The following is a 19,950-nucleotide window of genomic DNA, read 5'->3' as shown; positions in this document are numbered from 1 at the left end:
CATCGAAACCCATTCGTCTGCACATCGCCGCACGAAAGGGCTCAAATCTCGGCTAAGAGCCGGATTTGGCATTTCGGCTCGCGACTGGCTCCGAGGCTTGCACAGCATGGTCTTCCCAGTCCTCCCACTCCACGTTGTTGATCTCGAGATAGCGGGAGACGGCGACGCCGATGGTTGGGAAGAAGTAATGCTCTCCCAATTGTGCGAACAAGCCAAATCTCTTCAGTTTGTCCTTCACGGGATCCTTCAGTTCGGCGAAGCAGAGCTCGATACCATCCGCGTGTAGCGTCTGGTCCAGTTCAGCCACCACGTCGCAGGCGGTTACATCGACGCTGGTCACCGGTTCTGCGGCGACAACCAGCCAGCGCACCGGCGTCGGTGAGGTCGCCACGGCATGCAGGATGCGTTCCCTGAAGAACTCGGCGTTGGCGAAAAACAACGGCGCATCCCAGCGAAACAGCACGAGCCCCGGGATCCGCCGTGCATCCGGATATCGCGTGATGTCGTGATAACCCTTCACGCCCTGGGCGCGCCCCAATATTGCGGAATGAGGGCGCCAACCATCCCACAGGAATTCGATAATCGCGAGGACGATCGCAAGACCAATTCCCTGGATCACTCCGAACACGGCGACACCGACAAAGCAGACGACCGCCAGCCAGAATTCCCAGCGTTGGATGCGATAGATCCGCCTGAGGTCGGCAATCTCAAAAAGGCTAAGCGCCGCCGCAATGACGACGGCGGCCAATGCGGCGGTCGGCAAATGCTGGAGGAGATTTGGCGCGAGCAAAAGCAGCAAGGCGATGGCAAGTGCGCCTACGACGCTGGTGAGTTGCGTACGGGCGCCGGCGGCTTCGGCGACAGGGGTCCGCGAACTGCTGCTGCTGATCGGAAACCCCTGGAAAAATCCGGCCGCCAGATTGGCGGCACCAAGCCCGACCATTTCCTGGTTGGAATCGACCCGGTCTCCCAATCGCGCAGCGTAAGCACGTGAAAGCACGCTGGTATCGGCAAACGAGACCATCGCTATTGCGCAGCCACCGACCACCACTGAAACGATGTCGCTGGTGGTGATCCACGGGATGACGAAGGCCGGCAGCCCCTGAGGAAGAGGGCCCAGCACCTTGACGCCATGCAGCGTTCCGAGATCCAGCGCTCCAACGATGATCGTGGCCCCGACCACCGCAATCAGGATGCCCGGCAGCTTGCTGTTCTTGAGAAGCAGGATCACGATCAACGTGGCGAACCCGATCGCGAACGCGACCCAGTTTATCTCTCCGGCAAGGATCGCGCTGGCGATCGCCCACAGGCTCCGCAACGGTCCTTGGCTGTCGATGGAAAAGCCGAGCAGCTTCGGCAGTTGGCTGATCAATACCGTCAACGCAATTCCGTTCATGTACCCGTAGCGGATCGGCTTGGAGAGAAGCTCGGTGACGAAGCCGAGACGCGCGATGCCTGCCAGGATGCAAGCCGTGCCCGAGACGATCGCCATCATGCCGGCGAGCGTCACGGCGCGCATAGGATCGCCCTGAGCCAGCGGAGCAATGACGCCCAGGAGGATTGCTGCCAGTGCCGAGTCCGGTCCGAGGACGAGAATGCGGCTTGGGCCGAACAACGCGTAGGCGAGCAGCGGCACGATGGTTGCGTAAAGGCCATAGATGCCAGGCAGGCCCGATGCGGTTGCATAGGCAATGCCGACCGGGACCAGCATTGTTGCAAGGACGAGACCTGCGAAGACGTCGTGTGGAAGCCAGGCTGCCTGATACCGGCGAATTGTCTCGAGTCCGGGCAGCCAGTGCTTCATCAATGCTCCCTCCCGGCAGGCCACGTTGCATCCGCTGTGACGTTCGCTGCAAACCTGCTGCGCCGCAACAGGACTTCATGGGTTGGAAAGTCATCGAGTTCAGCGATCGCCTGGCAGGCCATTGATCAAGATCAATACTGCGCACGGCCTTCTTGAAGTCGGGCCGGCCTCTTCAGCGTGATTGATCGCGCGCTCGCCGACAAGCGCAGCCTGCGCCTTGCGGCCTCTGTCTCGCTGATGCGAGGGGCGTAAGGACCCTGAGCGGTTCGTGAATGCACCTTGTGCATTGGACAGGTCGTTCGACCTTGGCGGAACTGGTTTGAACCGGCCGGATATTGCCAAGGGTCAAGAGGGTCGTCGGCGACACTCACCAGGTCGGTCACAGGTTCAGCCAAACGATAAGAATTGAATCAACAACAAGGTCGGCTTCAAGGAGCCAAGCCGCCGATGACATGCATGCGCCGGACATGACCGGGCATTGATCCAGCTCAAACATCGGTGAGTCCATCGGGCTACCTCTCGCCCAAGCGTCTGGTCAGCCGCTTATGGGAGGCTCCATGTTCGAGATGTTGCAACTCGTCGCCCGGACCGACCCGTTGCAGCTCTTCCTGGCGGTGCTGATATTCGACATTCCCCGTTTCACGCTGTCGCTGTTGTCGCTGGCATTCTTCGGCATGCGTCGATCGACCGCCGGGCTGCCTGCCGAGGGCACCACGGTCAGCGTCATCATTCCGACCTTCAACGGCGGGGCCGGTCTCGAACCAACAATTGCATCACTTCACCGGCAGACATTGCGGCCGGTCGAAATTATCGTCGTGGACGATGGCTCGACCGATCAGACTCGTGCCGTAGCGGAGCGGGCACGCGCGCTCGGCCTGGTGGATATGCTCATCTGTCATGGCACGCGTTGCGGCCGCAGCCCGGCGATCAATGCCGGCGCCCGATTTGCCAGCGGCGATCTCATTCTGACCGTCGATGCGGATACGGTTTTCGAGCCTACCGCCGTAGCGCGGCTTGCGGCCGTGTTCCGTGATCCATGCGTTGCAGGCGCGAGTGGCAATATCGCGCTCAGCAACGAACGCGACTCGCTCTGGACCGGACTGCAAAGCGTCGAGTACCTGATGTCGATCAGCGCCGGCCGTTCCATATTGGACGTCGCCGGCGCGATCGCGTGCCTGTCTGGCGCCTGCTCAATGTATCGTCGCGATGCGTTCCTGCGGCACGGCGGACTCGATGTCGGGCCCGGCGAGGACTTGGAGTACAGTTTGCGGCTGCGCCGCCTCGGTTATCTCATTCGCTTCGTTCCCGACGCCTGGGCGGAAACGGACGGCCCGGCAAGCGGCATAGGCTTGTTGCGCCAGCGCGCGCGCTGGGATCGCGATGCGTTGAGAATCCGATTCATGATGTACGGTGAATTGAGCTTCTTTCATCCGTTCGAACGCTTGCCGGACACGCTACAGAGGCTGGACTTCATCGTCTTTGACCTCGTCCCGACGCTAGCATTGCCGTTCTACCTGGCTTACATCGTTCTGCTGTTCGGCTCGAGCGCGGCCTCATTTCTCGGTGCGATCTACGTGTTGCTGCTCTGGATCTCTTTTTTCAACATGGCGCTTGCGTTCGTCATGTTCAATCGAACTATTGGCTTCTTTGCTCTTGGTGCGTCGCTAATCTTCCCCTTCTATCAGGGTGTGTATCTGAAATGCGCCCGGTTCTTCTCCTACTCGTCGGAGATCATCTTCGCCACGTCGCGCCACGACGACTTCGTGCCACCGCGTGTTCGTCGAGCCCTGCTGGAAGCCCCGGTTTGAGGGCACCGCGCAATGGACATCAAAATCAACCGCCTCGATCCCAGCGTACCCGATCCTGTCGAAAGCCGCCGGCGCGCGGCGGGACGAGTGGTACGGTTCGTCTATGCTGCGATCGTGTTCGGGGTCCTCGCATTCTTCGTCATCTATTTTGGCGCGCCCGTTGTCTATCTCGGTGGGCCCGGCACCGTCACCTCGCCGCGCCAACTCGTGTCACTGCCTTATACCGTGCAGGTCACCAAAATCGACATGGAGCCTGGCGCGGTCGTGAAGGCAGGCGAGGAGATTGCGGAGGTGGTTTCGCCGGAACAAGACAGCATTGTCGCAACCTATATGCGCGCGCTGGCGGACATCAACGGCCGCACGGCGGAGTTGCGGATCAAGGCTCGCATTGCGCAAGAATCGCTCACCGCAGCGCGCGCATATTTGCAAGTGACCGAAGAGGCAGCGAAGCAAGTGAACGCCATGACCTCCGCAACGGTAACGTTCCGTATGGAAGTTCTGCGAGAACGCGCTTCTGCCGGCAAAGCAGTGGTCTCCCATGAGGCCGAAGTGGCGGAATCGGCCGTGCAACTCGCTTCGCTGGATGATTTCATTCAGCAACTGCGCGGCCGCCTGGACGAGGTACAGCGCCACTTCGGCCAAGGGAAAGTCTTCGCCCCCACCGCCGGCGTCGTTTCGACCGGAATCGCGCAAGTCGGTCAGTCCTTGACGGCAGGCGTTTCGATCGCCGAAATCCTCGATCCGGCCGACACCTTCGTCGACTGGTACATCCCGAACGAGCGCCTGATCGAGCCGAAGGTCGGCAAAGATGTCTTTGTCGTGTTCGGGAACCGGCGCATCCCCGGGAAGATCGCGCAGATACTCCCGGTCTCGGCCGTGTACGCCGGAACGCAAATGCAACTAAGAGACCGGCCTGCGACGCAGATTGCGCGCATCCGGTTTGATCCAGGCACTTCGGCGCCGCCGCTCAACTCCACCGTCTATGTACACATGCATTACAGCAGGCTCGCTGCTTGGGTGGCCAGCGCGCTGGTCCGTGTCTTTGGACTTTACTGAACGGAAAACCCCGCCCAGCAACCAAAGCGGCAAAGCATGCAGATCGAAAGCAGCCAAACGGTGTGTCCGGCGTGTGGTGCCGAAGGTTTGCAGACTTTTCCAGTGATGCATCACATGATCTGCGCCTATGTCGGACCGGAGTACGACTTCGGGCTGCAACCCAATGGATATTCTTGCCCCAAATGCCGCCGGAACATCGCCTCAAGTGACGCCACTTGCGAGATTGTGGGGGTGAGCGCGCGCTGCCCGCAGTGTCGGAGGGAGATGGTGGTGTCGTCAGTCGCTCGACAGGTATCTGCGGGAAGGAACGATTGACGAGAGCTTCGGCCGGTCGCGGAGGCCGCCTTCGAGCCCGAGCGGACCAGTAGAGGAGGTAGTCTCGTCGTGTCAGCTGTGCTGTCACGAGGCGACGTTGAAGTCGTGCATCCGTCGGTCTTGGGCCCAAAAGATGACGTTTAATCGTTAGGTCAGGCATGTCAGGAGCCCATTCCTGTCTGATCGCCAGCTCCTTCGAAAATAGCGATCGGGACCACGAACGTTGGGAAAAGTGGCGCGTTTAGCGGGATGGGGCACCGCACTGGAGAAGAAGCATGCGAACCGTAACTCTCGCGATGATTGTAGTTGCCGCAAGCGCGGTTGCCTTCCAAGCAACGGCGCAACAGCAAAAGGCCGCGCCTAGCGAGCAGACCAAAGACGAGATGCGCACTGACGTAGACAAAGGGCTCAAGACGAGCGAGCCCAATGAGGAGATGCAGCGCGAGGCAGATAAAGGGGCCAAGACACGCAATTCAGGCGCGTCCGGATACGTTGCCGACCAAGACAAGCCGGGCGCCTCTGCGCATCCCCCGGGCCAACCGGGGAGTGAGCAGACGACTGGTTCTGGCAGCCAGACTGGCCCTTCGAAACAAGGCCGGTAGTCATCGCTTGGCCCGACCTCGCGCGCACACGACGCCGCCGATCCTGTCGCGCGCTTCGAGTCATCCCTCCGGCACGCCGGCGAGGCGCAAGCCCTCGAAGTAGCGTTGGCGCCGGGCGAGATAGACCGGATTGTCACCCTTGGCGTTGATGCGGTAGCGGCGGATCGTGAAGCCGGGATCGAGGGCAAGTCCCGCTTCGGCGATCGATCGCGCCTCGTTCAATTCGCCCACCAGCGCCAGGGCGGTCGCAAAGTGGAAGTGCGAGAGCGCGTGATTGCGGTTGAGTTCGAGGCTGCGGCGAAACCAGCCGATGGCTTCATGGTCTTGCTTGATACCCAGCTTGGCCAGCCCGACAAACATGTACCACAGAAAGGCACGCGTATCGCGTGGGGACAGCCGAAGCGCCTCCTGAATGTGACCCTCGACTTCCTCGCAACGGGCGGATTGATATTTGCCGAGGCCGATGAACCCGTGGGCATCGGCCAGATTCCGGTCGAGCGCCAGAGACCTGCGGCATTGGGCGATGCCGTTCTCGATACGGTTCGTCTGAATCTGCACGGCGCCGAGCAGCATGTGGGCTCTGGGGTGATCGGGGGCATGGAGCAACACGCCGTTCAAGGCCGTCTCCGCGGCTTGAAAATGAGTGTTGACGTCGTCGGCCATGAACGCCGATCCCACGGACACCTCGACCTGGGCCGCAGCGACCGCTGCTTCGATGTTGCCGGGATCGAGCGCCAGGGATCGCGCGAAGAAATCCCTGGCCTCCGTCAGGAGTGCGCGAGTGACGCCTCTGTTCTGGAGCGCTCGGCCCTGGAAATACAGATCCATCGCGTCCGGACGGGGCGATCTTTCCGCGCGTCGCGCTTCGGCGGCGATGAGCTCTGCATTCAGGGTGTTGGCGAGGCGCGACACGATCTCGTCCTGCATGTCCAGCAGTTCGGCCGCGGGCTTGTCGAAGCGGTCGGCCCAGACGTGGCTTCCGGTCTCGGTGTCGGTCAGCTGCGCATTCAGCCGAAAGCGGTTGCCGCCGCGCTGCACCGAGCCTTCCAGCACGTAGCGCACGTTGAGATCGCGGCCGATTTGCCTGGCGTCGACGGCCTTTCCCTTGAAGGTGAACGCGGTGTTGCGGCCGATCACGAACGAGCCGGCGATGCGCGACAAGTCCGTCGTCAGGCTTTCGGTCACACCATCGACGAAATAGTCCTGCGCGGGATCGCCGCCGATGTTGGCGAAAGGCAGAACGACGATCGACAAATGCGGCATCGAAGCCGCCGGCGGCTCTGCGGTATCGGATGGCCGCGGTGTGTCGCCGGACACGTGATCGGCTTTTCATCGACGACCAGCATGTAGCCGCGGCGAGGCATCGTCTTCAGAGCCGAGCGGCCGGCGTCTCCCAAAGCGCGCCTGACGTCGCCGATCGCCTGGACGAGAGAATCCTCCGTGACCTCGCAGTCCGACCAGACCTCGTCCATGATTTCGTCCTTGCTGATCAGTTGCCCAGGCCGTGTCGCAAGCAGCCGCAGCACCGCCCAGGCGCGTGGCCGCAAGGGGACGATGTCGCCGCGTCCGTCGCGCAAGGTTTCACGGGCCAGATCCACCATCCGGTCGCCGACGAGGATCGGGGGCTGCGACGAGCTCAACAAGAACGCCTCGTGGAACTTGCTTTCGGAAAATTTCGGCGGAGTTTCGGGACGCTCGGATGATTGTACAGCATTATGTTGCAGCTCGGGGTGGCAAAACGCCCTACGGCCGTCAGTATGAGGTACCCCATGATCCGGCCTCTGATCCTTGCTGCGTTAAGCTTCTCGATCGTCGGCCTTTCCCCCGTCACGGCGGCCGACAAGAAGTACGGCCCCGGCGTCAGCGACACCGAGATCAGGATCGGGCAGACCGCTCCCTACAGCGGCCCGCTCTCGTCGCTGAGCCGATTCGGCCGGATCGAAGCCGCGTATCTCAACATGATGAACGCGGCTGGCGGCATCAACGGCCGCAAGGTGACGCTCGTTTCGCTCGACGACGCCTTTTCGCCGACCAAGACGGTGCAGCAGACGCGAAAGCTCGTCGAGGACGACAATGTGCTCGCGATCGTTGGATCGATCGGCACGCCGACCAATCTCGCCGTGACGAAATATCTCAACAGCAAGCAGGTTCCGCAGATATTGGTGCTCGCCAGCACTCCGAAGCTCGACGATCCCGAGAACCTGCCGTGGACGACCACGTTCATGATGCCACAGCCGGTCGAGACCAGGATCTATGCCGACTATTTGCTGAAGACCAAGCCTGACGCGAAGGTCGCCGTGATCTATCAGAACGACGATCTCGGGAAAGGCAATTTGGCTGGCTTCAAGGCTGCCCTGGGATCGAGAGCCTCGACCATGGTGGTGGCAGAGGCGGCCTACGACATCATGGAGCCCACGGTCGATTCACAAGTGGTGGTCCTCAAGGCGTCCGGCGCCGATACCTTATTCCATGCCTCCAATGCACGCTTCGCCGCGCAAGCGATCCGCAAGGCGCATGAGCTCAACTGGAAGGTCCAGCATGTGCTGCTGTCTGGCGTCAGCAGCATTTCGGCCGTCCTGCGTCCGGCCGGACTTACAGCATCGACGGGGGCGGTCAGCGCGTTCTGGCTGAAGACGTCAGAGGATCCCATGTGGGATGACGATGCCGGCATGCGGGAGTTTCGGGCCTTCATGAAGCAGTGGGCACCGAACGACGATATCGAGGAGTCGATCTTCCCGTATGCGACCGCTCAAATGATCGTCGAGGTCCTGAAAAGGTGCGGCGACGACCTGTCGCGGGAAAATCTCATCAGGCAGGCCACTAGCGTCCAAGGGCTCCAGCTGCCGACATTTCTGCCCGGCCTGACCATCAACGTCACCCCGTCGAGCCGGATCGGCTGGACAAAGGCCAGGATGGCGCGTTTCAACGGCACCCGATGGGTGCTGCTGGATGATTTCGTCGGCAACTGACCACAGATCGAATCCTGAAATGACACTGTTCGACGGGATCCGGCCATGACCGGCCGGCTGAATGTCGCGATTGTCGGCGCGGGGATCGGCGGATTGTCTGCGGCGCTCGCGCTGAGCGCGCGGGGCCTGAACGTCACCGTCTTCGAGGGAGCAGAGTCGCCGCGTGAGGCCGGGGCAGGGCTCTCCATCCCTCCGAACGCGCTGACCTTGCTCAAGCGTACCTCGCTTTGCGAGGCGATCGAGCAGATCACCACGAGGAGCCACGGGCTGACGCTGCGAATGTCGCAGGGACAGCCCGTGTCAAGGCCGGGTGCGCCCATGGCGCTGAGCTGTCAGATTCACCGCGTCGAGCTGCTCGAAATGCTGCTCGGTGCGGTGAAAGGACCCGTCCGGTTCGGACATCGCTGTATCGCCGTCGCTGACACGCAGCGCGGAGCGCGATTGACCTTTGCCAATGGCGTGGTCTGCGATGCGGACGTGGTGATCGGTGCTGACGGCATCCATTCTGTGGTCCAGCGGCAGATCGGCCTCGTGGCGCGCCCGACCAGCGAAGGCGTCGTGGCGTATCGCGGCCTGGTGCCAGCGGAAAAACTCGCGTCGGGCCTGGAGCTGCGAGGCCTCAACATGTGGATGGGGGATGGTCGCAGCTTCATCTGCTTTCCGGTGTCGCAAGGGCGATTGATCAACATCGTCGCGTTCGTCCCGAGCATGCGTGACATGGAGGAGACCTGGTTTGCGCCGGGCGATGTCAGGGCGCTCGCGGGTGAGTACGAGGGCTGGGATGCGCCGGTCCAGGACCTGATCACGGCGCTCGATCACACCTTCCGCTGGGGCATCTACGATCGGCCGCAATTGCCGTATTGGTCGCGCGGGCATGTCACGCTGCTCGGTGACGCCGCCCATCCGATGGTGCCGCATTTCGGCCAAGGCGCGGGACAAGCCATCGAGGACGGCTTCGCACTCGCCGTCCTGCTGGAGCACGCCGGACGCGGCGAGATCCCGGCGCGACTGAAAGCTTACCAGGATCTGAGGCTGGAGCGGACCAGCCGCGTGCAGGCAGCCTCACGCCTTGCCGGCCGATTCTACCGATCCGCCGGCGGCGATCCCGCGGAGCAGGCGCAGAGGATGCGCGGTTGGATGTCGGCCGCGGAGTGGATCTTTCCTTACGACGCGGAGAAGGCTGCTTTGGCCGTCATTCGGGGAACCGCAAGCGCAGCCTGCGCCTCGTGACCTCGTTCAAGCTGATGCTGCGGGCTTGATCGAGCATTTCTCCAATTTCAGGACAAGAACCGGAGTTCGATGCACGGAGGCGAGGCCTAGACATTGCGGCGATCGCCAGTCGATCCATGAGTCCTGCAAATGAAGGGTGCTTTTCGATGAGCAAGCTAGATGATAACAAGGCCGTCGTCGGCCGTTGGTTCACCGAGTTCTGGGGCGAGTCGGTCAATCTCGGCGTCATCGACGAGATCGCGGCTCCCGACATGCTGCTCAAATATTCGCTGCATGAGCCGAGGCGTGGCCGCGCCGACATCAAGGCGTTCATGACCGACTTCCGCGCCGCGTTCCCCGATCTCAACTTCTGGGGCACCGCGGAGCTGATCGCCGAGGGCGACTATGTCGTCGGTCAATGGGAGGGCGGTGGTACCCACACCGGCCCGGCCTTCAACGATTTCCTCGTCGGTGGCCTTCCGGCTGCGACGGGCCGCAAGATGCGCTTCACGGGTACCACGGTGCTCAAGGTCATCGACGGCAAGATCGTCGAGGAAATCGGTCTCGATGACGGCGTCACCGCACTGACCCAGCTTGGGTTGCTCAAGGCGGCGGCCTGATCGCAACGCTTCCGCACCATCGGCATATCCGATGTCGTTGAACGAGGCTCGCACGTTGTGCGGGCCTCGTCTGCTCTTACGCGCCGGGCGCATATGATGTCTTTCACATCGTCGGAAATCGGGTGGCGACGTCTCCGGTATCGTGGAAACTAAAGCCGATGACCGCAGCGTCCGTTCAGTTCCGAAAGCAGTCGCCCGTACTGGTCGCGGATGATCCGCGATGGGCCCGCGTCCTTGCGCGAGACAAGGCCGCAGATGGTCATTTCTGGTATTCGGTTTCGACGACGGGGGTCTATTGCCGGCCGTCCTGCCCCTCGCGCGCGGCGAACCCTGAGAATGTCCAGCTTCACGACAGCCTGGCGGATGCCAAGGCGACCGGATTTCGGCCGTGCAGGCGTTGCAATCCGGACGGGCCTTCGGTCGAAGCCGGGAATGCCGCGCTGGTCGCCAGGGTTTGCCGCATGCGGCGGCAGCCGGCTTGAGCTCTGGTTATTTTCATCGAATCTTCAAGGCCGCCACCGGACTGACCCCGAAGACCTACGCCGCTGAATTCCGCGCCCGGAAGGTTCGTGACGGTCTGGTGTCGTGCAATTCCGTCACCGAGGCGATGTACGACGCCGGCTTCAATTCGAGCGGGAGGTTCTACGAAAAGTCGACGGGGATACTCGGCATGACGCCGTCGCAATATCGCGCCGGAGGGGCGAACGAGGAGATCAGGTTCGCGGTCGGCCAGAGTTCTCTCGGGCCTATCCTGGTCGCGTCGAGCAGGAAGGGCGTCGTTGCGATTCTTCTTGGTCATGACGCGGAGGAGCTGGTCCGCGATCTCCAAGATCGCTTCCCCAAGGCGCGCCTGATCGGCGCCGACCGGGACTATGAGGCGATGGTCGCGCGCGTGGTCGGCCTCGTGGAAGCGCCGGAGATCGGTCTCGATCTGCCGCTCGACATCCGGGGCACCGCGTTCCAGCAGCGAGTTTGGCAGGCGCTTCGGGAGATTCCTGCAGGTGGCACGCTCTGTTATGCGGAGCTCGCACGGCGGATCGGGGCGTCCAACGCTGTGCGGGCCGTTGCCGGCGCCTGTGCAGCCAACAAGATCGCGGTTGCCATTCCGTGCCACCGCGTGATCCGCAACGACGGGTCGACCTCTGGATATGCCTGGGGCGTGGAGCGCAAGCAGGCCCTGCTCGACAGGGAAGCCTCGCGCGCCAGCTGAACCTGCCGCGCGGCCAGAGCTTTTCTCAATTTGAAAGCAAGCATCGGAGTTTGAGCAGGAGCGCGTGCGCGTAGCGTCGATCATGAGGACAGATAAGGAGCGACACCATGAACCTCATGACATCCAGCAAAGGAGTCGAGGACCGATGTCGCTGAGAGATTTCAATGCGATTGCGGCCGCGCGGGGCGATGGCCTGGATCCGAAGCTGCGCGAGCTGCTCGAGCGATCTGCCGTGTCACCACATTCCGAGTTGGTCGTGCGGCCTGATGGGATGCTCCAGTCGGGCCCCAATCCGGGATGCGGGGAGTTGGAGAGAATGTCGGCGGTTGTGGTCTTGCTTCAGCAGCACCTCGCTACCCGCGCGAGGTGAGGGCGAGTTCGGGGTGCAGATCAGGTCATCCGGGACCGTGCACTTGCGGAAACCCGCGCCCACGGCCTGCCGTGGAAATAAATTGCCGACATCCCCCTTCGAATCTGGCGCAATCGTGATGGCCGGACGATTTGCACGGTTGCTGTTGCTGTGAGAAAAGGGGCTATGCATCCGAGGAAGGTCTTCAACTGGCTGATCGCATTCGCCGTGGCGGCAGGGCTCCTTGTGGCGCCCCTGTCGGCGCCGGCGATGGCCGCATCGCAGATGGCGGCCGTCGCCGACGAGATGCAGGCGATGGCGGACGATATGCCGTGCTGCGCCGACCAGCAGGACCAGAAGGCGAAGGACTGCGGGTCCTGTCCCTTCCTCGCCCTTTGCATGCTGACGATCACCATGCCGCCTCGCGAAGCCGGCGCGCTGGTCGACCGCATGGTCTCGCGAGGCACTTTCACTCTGCCCGACGATCTGCTGATCGATGGGCTCGGCGAACATCCGCCGGATCACCCACCTCGAACCAACGTCTGACCGGCGCCCCGGCGCCGGAGTGTTGACGCGCGCCCGTTGAGGGCGCGCGACGAAGCTCGCCGCTTCGGCGGTCCATCAGACGTTTCGAGGACATGACATCATGAAGACTACCAGTGCTGCGCGTGCGTTTGCCGCCGCGCTGCTCGGCCTCACCATCATGGGAGCGCCGCAGCTCGCCTTTGCCAACATCAAGGACTACGAATTCCAGCTCGTTGAGCCGTCCGTCCAGGCCGGCGCCGACAGGATCGTCACGGTCAGGCTGGTGAACAAGACGACGGGGAAGGCGGTGCCGGACGCCGTCATCTTTGCCTCCCGCCTCGACATGGCGCCGGACGGCATGCAGGAGATGGCCACCAAGGTGACCGCCATGCCGGGCACGGAGCCGGGGACGTACCGCTTCAAGGCCACCTTTGGCATGGCGGGTCGCTGGCAGCTCTCGCTTGGCGCCAAGGTGCAGGGCGAGACCGGCACGGTCGAAAGCAAGCTCGTCGTCACGGCGCAGAAATGAACCGCGCCATCGCGACGGGCGCGGCCGCTGCGATTTGCGCAGCGGCCGGCGCCGCCTTTCTCGTCGGCGGAATGCCGCGAGGGGGCTCGTTCGCCGCCCAGCCAGTCGTATCAGCCGTGGCAGCCGCCGAGCGCGGCGAGCCGATCTATTACCAGGATCCGGACGGGAAACCATTCTACTCGCTCACGCCGAAGACGACGGCCGACGGCCGCGCCTGGCGCGCTGTGCCGGCGGGAGCGGACGTCAGCTTCGACGATCCCGAGGACGCGCCGGCGGAAACCAGGGCTGCCGACGCGAAGGCCGACCGCAAGATCAAATACTACCGCAACCCGATGGGACTGCCAGACACCTCGCCTGTGCCGAAGAAAGACTCCATGGGGATGGACTACATCCCAGTCTACGAGGGTGAGGACAGCGACGACGGCAGCATCAAACTGTCGCCGGGCAAGATCCAGCGTACCGGTGTCAGGTCCGAGCCGGCCGAACGCCGCGCCATTAGTGTGACCGTGAAGGCGCCGGGCACGATCCAGCTCGACGAGCGCCGCGTCTCGGTGATCGCGATGCGCGCCGAAAGCTTCGTGCAGAAGGTCGCCGACGTCACAACCGGCACGCGCGTGAAGGCCGGTCAGCCGCTGATGGAGATCTACAGCTCCGCGATCGCATCCGCGGCGGCGGACTATCTCGCGACCATCAGCTCGAAGACGATCGGCAGCAACGAGGTCTACGGCCGCGGCTCGCGCCAGCGGCTCGTCAACCTCGCCGTGCCGGAAGGCGTGATCGCGGCGATGGAGAGCTCGCGCATCGCGCCCGTTACGGTGCAGTGGTCGGCGCCGCGCGACGGCATCGTGCTCGAGCGCAATGCCATCGAAGGCATGCGCGCCAATCCCGGCGACGTCTTGTTCCGCATCGCTGACATATCGCTGGTCTGGGCGCTGGTCGATGTCGCCGAGCGCGACCTCGGCAATATCGCGCTGGGCCAGAGCGTCACCATCCGTGCCCGCGGTTTTCCGGGCCGCAGCTTCACGGGCGTCATTGCCGTGATCTATCCGCAGGTGAACCGCGAGACGCGCACCGCGCGCGTCCGCGTCGAACTTGCCAATCCCGATCTGGCGCTACTGCCGGACATGTATGTCGATGCCGAAATCGACACGGGCGGTTCCGCTGCCGTGCTCGCCGTTCCCGACAGCTCCGTGCTCGACACCGGCAGCCGGCAGGCGGTCCTGATCGATAGGGGCGACGGCCGCTACGAGCCGCGGCAAGTGAAGCTCGGCCGCCGTGGTGCCGGCTACGTCGAGATCAGGGACGGCCTTGCGGAAGGCGACGCGGTCGTGACCTCCGCCAACTTCCTGATCGATGCCGAAAGCAACTTGAAAGCGGCTTTGAAGGGTTTTGCCGAGGCTCAGGGGTCGCAATCGACCGAGCCGGCGGCCGGCGGCATGGGAGCGCGCCCATGATCGCCCGCATCATCGCCTGGTCGGCGCGCAACCTGCTGCTGGTGCTGTTCGGCACGGGCTTCGCGGCTGCGGCCGGACTCTACGCGCTGGTCCACCTGCCGCTCGATGCCGTTCCGGACCTCTCCGACACACAGGTGATCGTCTACACCGAATATCCGGGGCAGGCGCCGCAGGTGATCGAAGACCAGGTCACATATCCGCTCGCGACCGCGATGCTGACGGTCCCGAAATCCAAGGTCGTCCGCGGCTTCTCCTTCTTCGGGGTCTCGTTCGTCTACGTGATCTTCGAGGACGGCACCGACATCTACTGGGCGCGGTCGCGGGTGCTCGAGTTCCTGAACGGCGCGGCGTCGCGGCTGCCGGCAGGCGTGACCCCCGGCATCGGTCCGGATGCGACCGGCGTGGGATGGGTCTACCAATACGCGGTGATCTCCAAGGAGCTCAATCTCGCCGACACGCGGACCATTCAGGACTGGAATCTCAAATTCGCGCTCGCCAAGGCGGAGGGCGTCGCGGAGGTGGCGAGCGTCGGCGGTTTCGTGAAGCAGTACAACGTCGTTCTCGATGCGCAGCGGATGCGCGACCTTGGCATCACCATGCAGAAGGTGCGGGATGCGATCCGCGCCAGCAATGCCGACGTCGGCGGGCGGACCGTCGAGCTGTCCGAGTTCGAATACGTGATCAGGGGGCGCGGCTATCTCAAAAGCATCGACGATCTCGGCAACATCGTCCTGAAGACGGACAAGGGCACGCCCGTGCTGTTGCGGGACGTCTCACGGGTCGAGCTGGGCCCCGACGAGCGGCGCGGCATCACCGAGCTGAACGGCGAGGGAGAGGTCGCCAGCGGCATCGTGCTCCAACGCTTCGGCATGAATGCGCTCGACGTCATCGAGAATGTCAAGAAGCGGTTCAAGGAGATCGCGACCAGCCTGCCGAAGTCGGTCGAGATCGTTCCGGTCTACGACCGGTCGAACCTGATCTACGCGGCCATCGACACGCTCAAGCACACGTTGGTCGAGGAAAGTCTCGTCGTCGCGCTGGTGTGCGTCGTGTTCCTGCTGCATGTCCGCAGCGCGCTCGTCGCCATCCTGATGCTGCCGGTCGGCGTGCTGATGGCGTTCGGGGCGATGAAGCTGCTCGGGATCGGCTCCAACATCATGAGCCTCGGCGGCATCGCCATCGCGATCGGTGCCATGGTGGACGCGGCGATCGTGATGATCGAGAACGCCCACAAGCACCTCGAACGCGCGGGGCTGGGCAAGTCTCGCATCGCCATCCTGGTCGAGGCGGCCTCGGAGGTGGGACCGGCACTGTTCTTCAGCCTGTTGATCATCACCGTGTCGTTCATGCCGATCTTCACGCTGGAATCGCAGGAAGGGCGGCTGTTCAGCCCGCTTGCCTTCACCAAGACCTTCGCCATGGCGGCCGCCGCGCTGCTCTCGGTGACCCTGGTGCCGGCGCTAATGGTGATCTTCGTGCGGGGGCGGATCGTTCCGGAGCACCGAAACCCGATCAACCGCGTCCTGATTTGGATCTATCGCCCCGTCATCAAGGGCGTGCTGCGGGCGAAAACACTCGTCGTGCTGCTCGCCATTGCGGCGCTCGCGGTGACGATCTGGCCCGCGCGCCAGCTCGGCACCGAATTCATGCCTAATCTCAACGAGGGCACGTTGCTCTACATGCCGACGACGCTGCCGGGCATCTCGGTCACCAAGGCGGCCGAGCTGATACAGACGCAGGACCGGATCATCAAGTCGTTTCCGGAAGTGGCGTCGGTCTATGGCAAGGCCGGCCGCGCCTCGACGTCGACCGATCCGGCGCCGACCGAGATGTTCGAGACCGTGGTCAATCTCAAACCGAAGGAGCAGTGGCGGGCAGGGATCACCATCGACGGACTGATCGCCGAGATGGACAGGGCGCTGCAGTTTCCCGGCGTGTCGAACGCCTGGACGATGCCGATCAAGGCGCGCATCGACATGCTGTCGACCGGCATCCGGACGCCGGTGGGCGTCAAGGTCATCGGCACCGACCTTGTCGAGATCGACAGGCTCGCCAAACAGGTCGAGCAGGTGCTGCGGGCGGTGCCCGGGACCTCGTCCGCCTACGCGGAACGTGGCATCGGCGGCTATTACCTGGAGATCACGCCCGACCGATCGGCGCTCGCGCGCTACGGGATCATGGTCCAGGACGTTCAGGACACCATCGCCGCCGCGCTCGGCGGTCAGACCGTCACCACGACCGTCGAGGGTCGGCAGCGCTTCACCGTCAACATGCGCTACCCGCGCGATCTCAGGGACAACCCGAACAAGATCGCCGGCGACATCCTCGTTCCCATGCCGGCAGGCGGTGCCGTACCGCTCGCGGAGGTCGCCACCGTGCAGATCGCCCGCGGCCCGACGTCGATCCGGACCGAGAACGCCCAGCTCGCCACCTATGTCTACGTCGACATCCGCGATCGCGACCTCGGCGGCTATGTTGCCGACGCGCAGCGCGTCGTCCAGGCCAGCATCCAATTTCCGCCGGGCTACTATCTGGTCTGGAGCGGTCAGTACGAATATCTGGAGCGGGCCGCCGCACGTCTGAAGATCGTCGTGCCGGTGACGCTGCTGATCATCTTCCTGCTGCTGTACCTGAATTTCAGGTCGGTCACCGAGACGCTGATCGTCATGCTGTCGCTGCCATTCGCGCTGGTGGGCGGGCTCTGGCTGATGTGGTGGCTGGGGTTCAATCTCTCGGTCGCGGTTGCCGTCGGATTCATCGCGCTCGCCGGCGTCGCCGCCGAGACCGGCGTCGTGATGCTGATCTACCTCAATCACGCGCTCGCGGAGATCGAACAGCGCCGCGCCGCCGAGGCGCGGAGCGTGAGCCGGGCCGACCTGCGGGAGGCGATCATGGTGGGTGCGGTTGAACGGGTCCGGCCGAAGATGATGACGGTCGTCGCCATCATGGCGGGATTGCTGCCGATCATGTGGAGCACCGGCACCGGCTCCGAGATCATGCAGCGCATCGCCGTTCCCATGATCGGCGGGATGATCTCGTCGACCTTGCTCACTCTGATCGTGATCCCGGCGATCTTCGGGTTGGTCAAGGGCTTCCGATTGCCGCATGAGGAGCAGGACCGGAAGTATTATCCGCCCGAAGCCCATCAGGGAGCGAGCGATCGGCTGGAGCGGTTATCCGCGAGCTGATTGCTCCCTGCGCTCCGCCATGAACGGGAAAAAGTGGCATCAGCCGGAACGTTCGCGAAGATGATTGAGTTGAAAATCATGCACGTTGCGGCACGGCTGATGGCCTGACGGAAACCACTCTGCGGCGGATTCGCAGCGCAGCCGCTCGGGGATCATGATGTACAGGACTGCGATATACGATGAACTGCAGCAGGTGGAGCGCGAAGTCGTCGAAGGCGAACGGCGGCTCGCAGAGCAAGAGGCGCTCATTGTCGAGATGAAGCAGCAGAATGAGGAGACGGCCAAAGCAGAAGCCGAACTCGAACGCATGCGGACAGAGCAACGATGCCGCGATCAGGACCGGCAACGTCTCCTCTCGCTGCTGCAACCCTGAAACGATGCCCGTGATGAATTCCCGCCGCCGTCGTGGCGGCCATATCGCGCGATGATCGAGCGATCTTGATTGCAGCGCTCGACGCTGATGTTTGCTGGTGGCGACAGGGACGACGGCACGCTTCAGGGCTGAAGCGGACGCCGGGCTGACAGTCAGCCCGGCGAGAGCGGCGCCTGGCAGCGTCGGGACCGTTTGCCGGAGGTTGGTGTCTGGCAAGCGCGAAAATCCGTACCCCGCCGGGCTTCCCCTGGGGCCCAGCATGGACTATCACGCTGCAACGCAAAAATCCCTCCAAAAGACCCCATGATCCGCCTCGACAACGTCAGCAAGCAAGCCGGCCACCAGATCCTGTTCATCGAAGCCTCCGCCGCCCTCAACAAGGGCGAGAAGATCGGCCTCGTCGGCCCCAACGGCGCCGGCAAGACCACCCTGTTCCGCATGATTGCGGGCGAGGAACTGCCCGATGAGGGGCAGGTCTCGACCGATCGCGGCATCACCATCGGCTATTTCAACCAGGACGTCGGCGAGATGAGCGGCCATAGCGCCGTGGCCGAGGTCATGAATGGCGCGGGTCCCGTCAGTGAGGTCGCAGCCGAGCTGCGCGAGCTCGAGGCCGACATGGCCGATCCTGACAAGGCCGATCAGATGGAGGAGATCATCGCGCGCTACGGCGAGGTGCAGCACCGCTTCGAGGAGCTCGACGGCTATGCGCTGGACGGCCGTGCGCGCGAAGCGCTGTCCGGTCTCGGCTTCAGTCAGGAGATGATGGACGGCGACGTCGGAAAACTCTCCGGCGGCTGGAAGATGCGCGTGGCGCTGGCGCGTATTCTCCTGATGCGTCCCGACGTCATGCTGCTCGACGAGCCGAGCAACCATCTCGACCTCGAAAGCCTGATCTGGCTGGAGAAGTTCCTGCACGATTACGAAGGCACGCTGCTGATGACCTCGCATGACCGCGAGTTCATCAATCGCGTGATCTCCAAGGTGATCGAGATCGACTCCGGCTCGCTCACCACCTACACCGGCGATTACGAGTTCTACGAGCAGCAGCGCGCGCAGAACGAGAAGCAGCAGCAGGCCCAGTTCGAGCGCCAGCAGGCGATGCTTGCCAAGGAGATTAAGTTCATCGAGCGCTTCAAGGCGCGCGCATCGCATGCCGCGCAGGTGCAGAGCCGGGTGAAGAAGCTCGACAAGATCGAGCGGGTCGAGCCGCCGCGCCGCCGCCAGAGCGTCGCCTTCGACTTCCCGCCGGCGCCGCGCTCGGGCGAGGACGTCGTCGCCTTGAAGAACGTCCACAAGGGCTATGGCGCCAGGCGCATCTATGACGGACTCGATTTCATGATCCGCCGCAGGGAGCGCTGGTGCGTGATGGGCGTCAACGGCGCCGGCAAGTCGACGCTGCTCAAGCTCGTCGCCGGTGCGAGCGAACCGGACCAGGGCACCGTGGCGCTCGGCGGCAGCGTCAAGATGGGCTATTTCGCCCAGCATGCGATGGACCTGCTCGATGGCGAGCGCACCGTGTTCCAGTCGCTGGAAGACCAGTTTCCGACCGCGGGGCAGGGGAGCTTGCGCGCGCTCGCCGGCTGCTTCGGTTTCTCCGGCGACGACGTCGAGAAGCGCTGCCGCGTGCTATCGGGCGGCGAGAAGGCGCGGCTCGTGATGGCCAAGATGCTGTTCGATCCGCCCAACTTCCTGGTGCTGGACGAGCCGACCAACCATCTCGACCTCGCCACCAAGGAAATGCTGATCACGGCGCTGTCGGATTTCGAGGGCACCATGCTGTTCGTCTCGCACGACCGGCATTTCCTGGCGACGCTGTCGAACCGCGTGCTGGAGCTGACGCCGGAGGGCATCCACCAGTACGGCGGCGGCTACACGGAATATGTCGCGCGGACCGGGCAGGAAGCGCCGGGCTTGCGGTCGTAGTTGCTGGTCCGGA

15 protein-coding genes and 1 pseudogene are annotated in these 19,950 nt (G+C 63.4%); 12 read left to right on the top strand and 4 right to left on the bottom strand.

The window, feature by feature from the left end:
• Positions 1-52 precede the first annotated feature (52 nt).
• On the bottom strand, positions 53-1,804 hold the full coding sequence (gene sulP, locus AAFG16_RS27890) for a sulfate permease (protein ID WP_342730427.1): 1,752 nt from the start codon (positions 1,802-1,804) through the stop codon (positions 53-55).
• 379 nt (positions 1,805-2,183) lie between these two features.
• Complete coding sequence (locus tag AAFG16_RS27885) at positions 2,184-2,312, bottom strand: hypothetical protein (RefSeq protein WP_342730425.1); 129 nt, start codon at positions 2,310-2,312, stop codon at positions 2,184-2,186.
• A 49-nt stretch (positions 2,313-2,361) separates the two neighbouring features.
• Between AAFG16_RS27885 and AAFG16_RS27880 the strand changes: the two genes are divergently transcribed.
• A complete protein-coding gene (locus tag AAFG16_RS27880) occupies positions 2,362-3,612 on the top strand; it encodes a glycosyltransferase (protein ID WP_342730423.1) in 1,251 nt (416 codons plus the stop codon).
• A gap of 12 nt (positions 3,613-3,624) precedes the next feature.
• Positions 3,625-4,668, top strand: a complete 1,044-nt coding sequence (locus tag AAFG16_RS27875; RefSeq protein WP_283079565.1) for an HlyD family efflux transporter periplasmic adaptor subunit — start codon at positions 3,625-3,627, stop codon at positions 4,666-4,668.
• 977 nt (positions 4,669-5,645) lie between these two features.
• Here the strand turns inward: AAFG16_RS27875 and AAFG16_RS27870 are convergent.
• Both AAFG16_RS27870 and AAFG16_RS27865 read right to left on the bottom strand, forming a co-directional pair.
• A complete protein-coding gene (locus tag AAFG16_RS27870) occupies positions 5,646-6,848 on the bottom strand; it encodes a tetratricopeptide repeat protein (protein WP_342730420.1) in 1,203 nt (400 codons plus the stop codon).
• Positions 6,767-7,228: a winged helix-turn-helix domain-containing protein gene (locus AAFG16_RS27865; protein ID WP_342730418.1), complete on the bottom strand. Its 462-nt coding sequence runs from the start codon at positions 7,226-7,228 to the stop codon at positions 6,767-6,769. The genes AAFG16_RS27870 and AAFG16_RS27865 overlap by 82 nt, the downstream gene beginning before the upstream one ends.
• Positions 7,229-7,354: 126 nt before the next feature.
• On the opposite strand from AAFG16_RS27865, the gene AAFG16_RS27860 reads away from it, so the two are divergent.
• From AAFG16_RS27860 to AAFG16_RS27815, 10 genes and pseudogenes are all read left to right on the top strand, one after another.
• On the top strand, positions 7,355-8,554 hold the full coding sequence (locus AAFG16_RS27860; protein WP_342730416.1) for an ABC transporter substrate-binding protein: 1,200 nt from the start codon (positions 7,355-7,357) through the stop codon (positions 8,552-8,554).
• 45 nt (positions 8,555-8,599) lie between these two features.
• Positions 8,600-9,784 carry an FAD-dependent oxidoreductase gene (locus AAFG16_RS27855; RefSeq protein ID WP_342730414.1) on the top strand — a complete coding sequence of 395 codons (1,185 nt, stop codon included), beginning with the start codon at positions 8,600-8,602 and terminating at the stop codon, positions 9,782-9,784.
• A 146-nt stretch (positions 9,785-9,930) separates the two neighbouring features.
• Positions 9,931-10,383, top strand: a complete 453-nt coding sequence (locus tag AAFG16_RS27850) for an ester cyclase (protein WP_283079560.1) — start codon at positions 9,931-9,933, stop codon at positions 10,381-10,383.
• Between the two features lie 158 nt (positions 10,384-10,541).
• Positions 10,542-11,593, top strand: a pseudogene (gene ada / locus AAFG16_RS27845) (bifunctional DNA-binding transcriptional regulator/O6-methylguanine-DNA methyltransferase Ada).
• A 535-nt stretch (positions 11,594-12,128) separates the two neighbouring features.
• Positions 12,129-12,488, top strand: coding sequence for a hypothetical protein (locus AAFG16_RS27840; RefSeq protein WP_342730412.1), 360 nt, complete (start codon positions 12,129-12,131; stop codon positions 12,486-12,488).
• Positions 12,489-12,588: 100 nt separating this feature from the next.
• Entirely contained in the window at positions 12,589-12,996 is a 408-nt protein-coding gene (locus AAFG16_RS27835) for a FixH family protein (RefSeq protein WP_342730410.1), read from the top strand.
• Positions 12,993-14,450, top strand: a complete 1,458-nt coding sequence (locus AAFG16_RS27830) for an efflux RND transporter periplasmic adaptor subunit (protein WP_342730408.1) — start codon at positions 12,993-12,995, stop codon at positions 14,448-14,450. The genes AAFG16_RS27835 and AAFG16_RS27830 overlap by 4 nt, the downstream gene beginning before the upstream one ends.
• Positions 14,447-17,638, top strand: coding sequence for a CusA/CzcA family heavy metal efflux RND transporter (locus tag AAFG16_RS27825; protein ID WP_342730406.1), 3,192 nt, complete (start codon positions 14,447-14,449; stop codon positions 17,636-17,638). The genes AAFG16_RS27830 and AAFG16_RS27825 overlap by 4 nt, the downstream gene beginning before the upstream one ends.
• Positions 17,639-17,795: 157 nt before the next feature.
• A complete protein-coding gene (locus tag AAFG16_RS27820) occupies positions 17,796-18,011 on the top strand; it encodes a hypothetical protein (RefSeq protein ID WP_342730404.1) in 216 nt (71 codons plus the stop codon).
• 303 nt (positions 18,012-18,314) lie between these two features.
• On the top strand, positions 18,315-19,937 hold the full coding sequence (locus tag AAFG16_RS27815) for an ABC-F family ATP-binding cassette domain-containing protein (protein ID WP_283079553.1): 1,623 nt from the start codon (positions 18,315-18,317) through the stop codon (positions 19,935-19,937).
• Positions 19,938-19,950 lie beyond the last annotated feature (13 nt).

Source organism: Bradyrhizobium sp. B117 (assembly GCF_038969555.1).
Lineage (GTDB): Bacteria > Pseudomonadota > Alphaproteobacteria > Rhizobiales > Xanthobacteraceae > Bradyrhizobium.
This window is presented reverse-complemented; position numbering and strand designations above follow the sequence as displayed.

Coding starts and splice junctions, on each gene's coding strand:
- sulP (WP_342730427.1), bottom strand. CDS start 1,804: ATGAAGCACTGGCTGCCCGGACTCGAGACAATTCGCCGGTATCAGGCA.
- AAFG16_RS27885 (WP_342730425.1), bottom strand. CDS start 2,312: ATGGACTCACCGATGTTTGAGCTGGATCAATGCCCGGTCATGTCCGGC.
- AAFG16_RS27880 (WP_342730423.1), top strand. CDS start 2,362: ATGTTCGAGATGTTGCAACTCGTCGCCCGGACCGACCCGTTGCAGCTC.
- AAFG16_RS27875 (WP_283079565.1), top strand. CDS start 3,625: ATGGACATCAAAATCAACCGCCTCGATCCCAGCGTACCCGATCCTGTC.
- AAFG16_RS27870 (WP_342730420.1), bottom strand. CDS start 6,848: ATGCCGCATTTGTCGATCGTCGTTCTGCCTTTCGCCAACATCGGCGGC.
- AAFG16_RS27860 (WP_342730416.1), top strand. CDS start 7,355: ATGATCCGGCCTCTGATCCTTGCTGCGTTAAGCTTCTCGATCGTCGGC.
- AAFG16_RS27855 (WP_342730414.1), top strand. CDS start 8,600: ATGACCGGCCGGCTGAATGTCGCGATTGTCGGCGCGGGGATCGGCGGA.
- AAFG16_RS27850 (WP_283079560.1), top strand. CDS start 9,931: ATGAGCAAGCTAGATGATAACAAGGCCGTCGTCGGCCGTTGGTTCACC.
- AAFG16_RS27840 (WP_342730412.1), top strand. CDS start 12,129: ATGCATCCGAGGAAGGTCTTCAACTGGCTGATCGCATTCGCCGTGGCG.
- AAFG16_RS27835 (WP_342730410.1), top strand. CDS start 12,589: ATGAAGACTACCAGTGCTGCGCGTGCGTTTGCCGCCGCGCTGCTCGGC.
- AAFG16_RS27830 (WP_342730408.1), top strand. CDS start 12,993: ATGAACCGCGCCATCGCGACGGGCGCGGCCGCTGCGATTTGCGCAGCG.
- AAFG16_RS27825 (WP_342730406.1), top strand. CDS start 14,447: ATGATCGCCCGCATCATCGCCTGGTCGGCGCGCAACCTGCTGCTGGTG.
- AAFG16_RS27820 (WP_342730404.1), top strand. CDS start 17,796: ATGTACAGGACTGCGATATACGATGAACTGCAGCAGGTGGAGCGCGAA.
- AAFG16_RS27815 (WP_283079553.1), top strand. CDS start 18,315: ATGATCCGCCTCGACAACGTCAGCAAGCAAGCCGGCCACCAGATCCTG.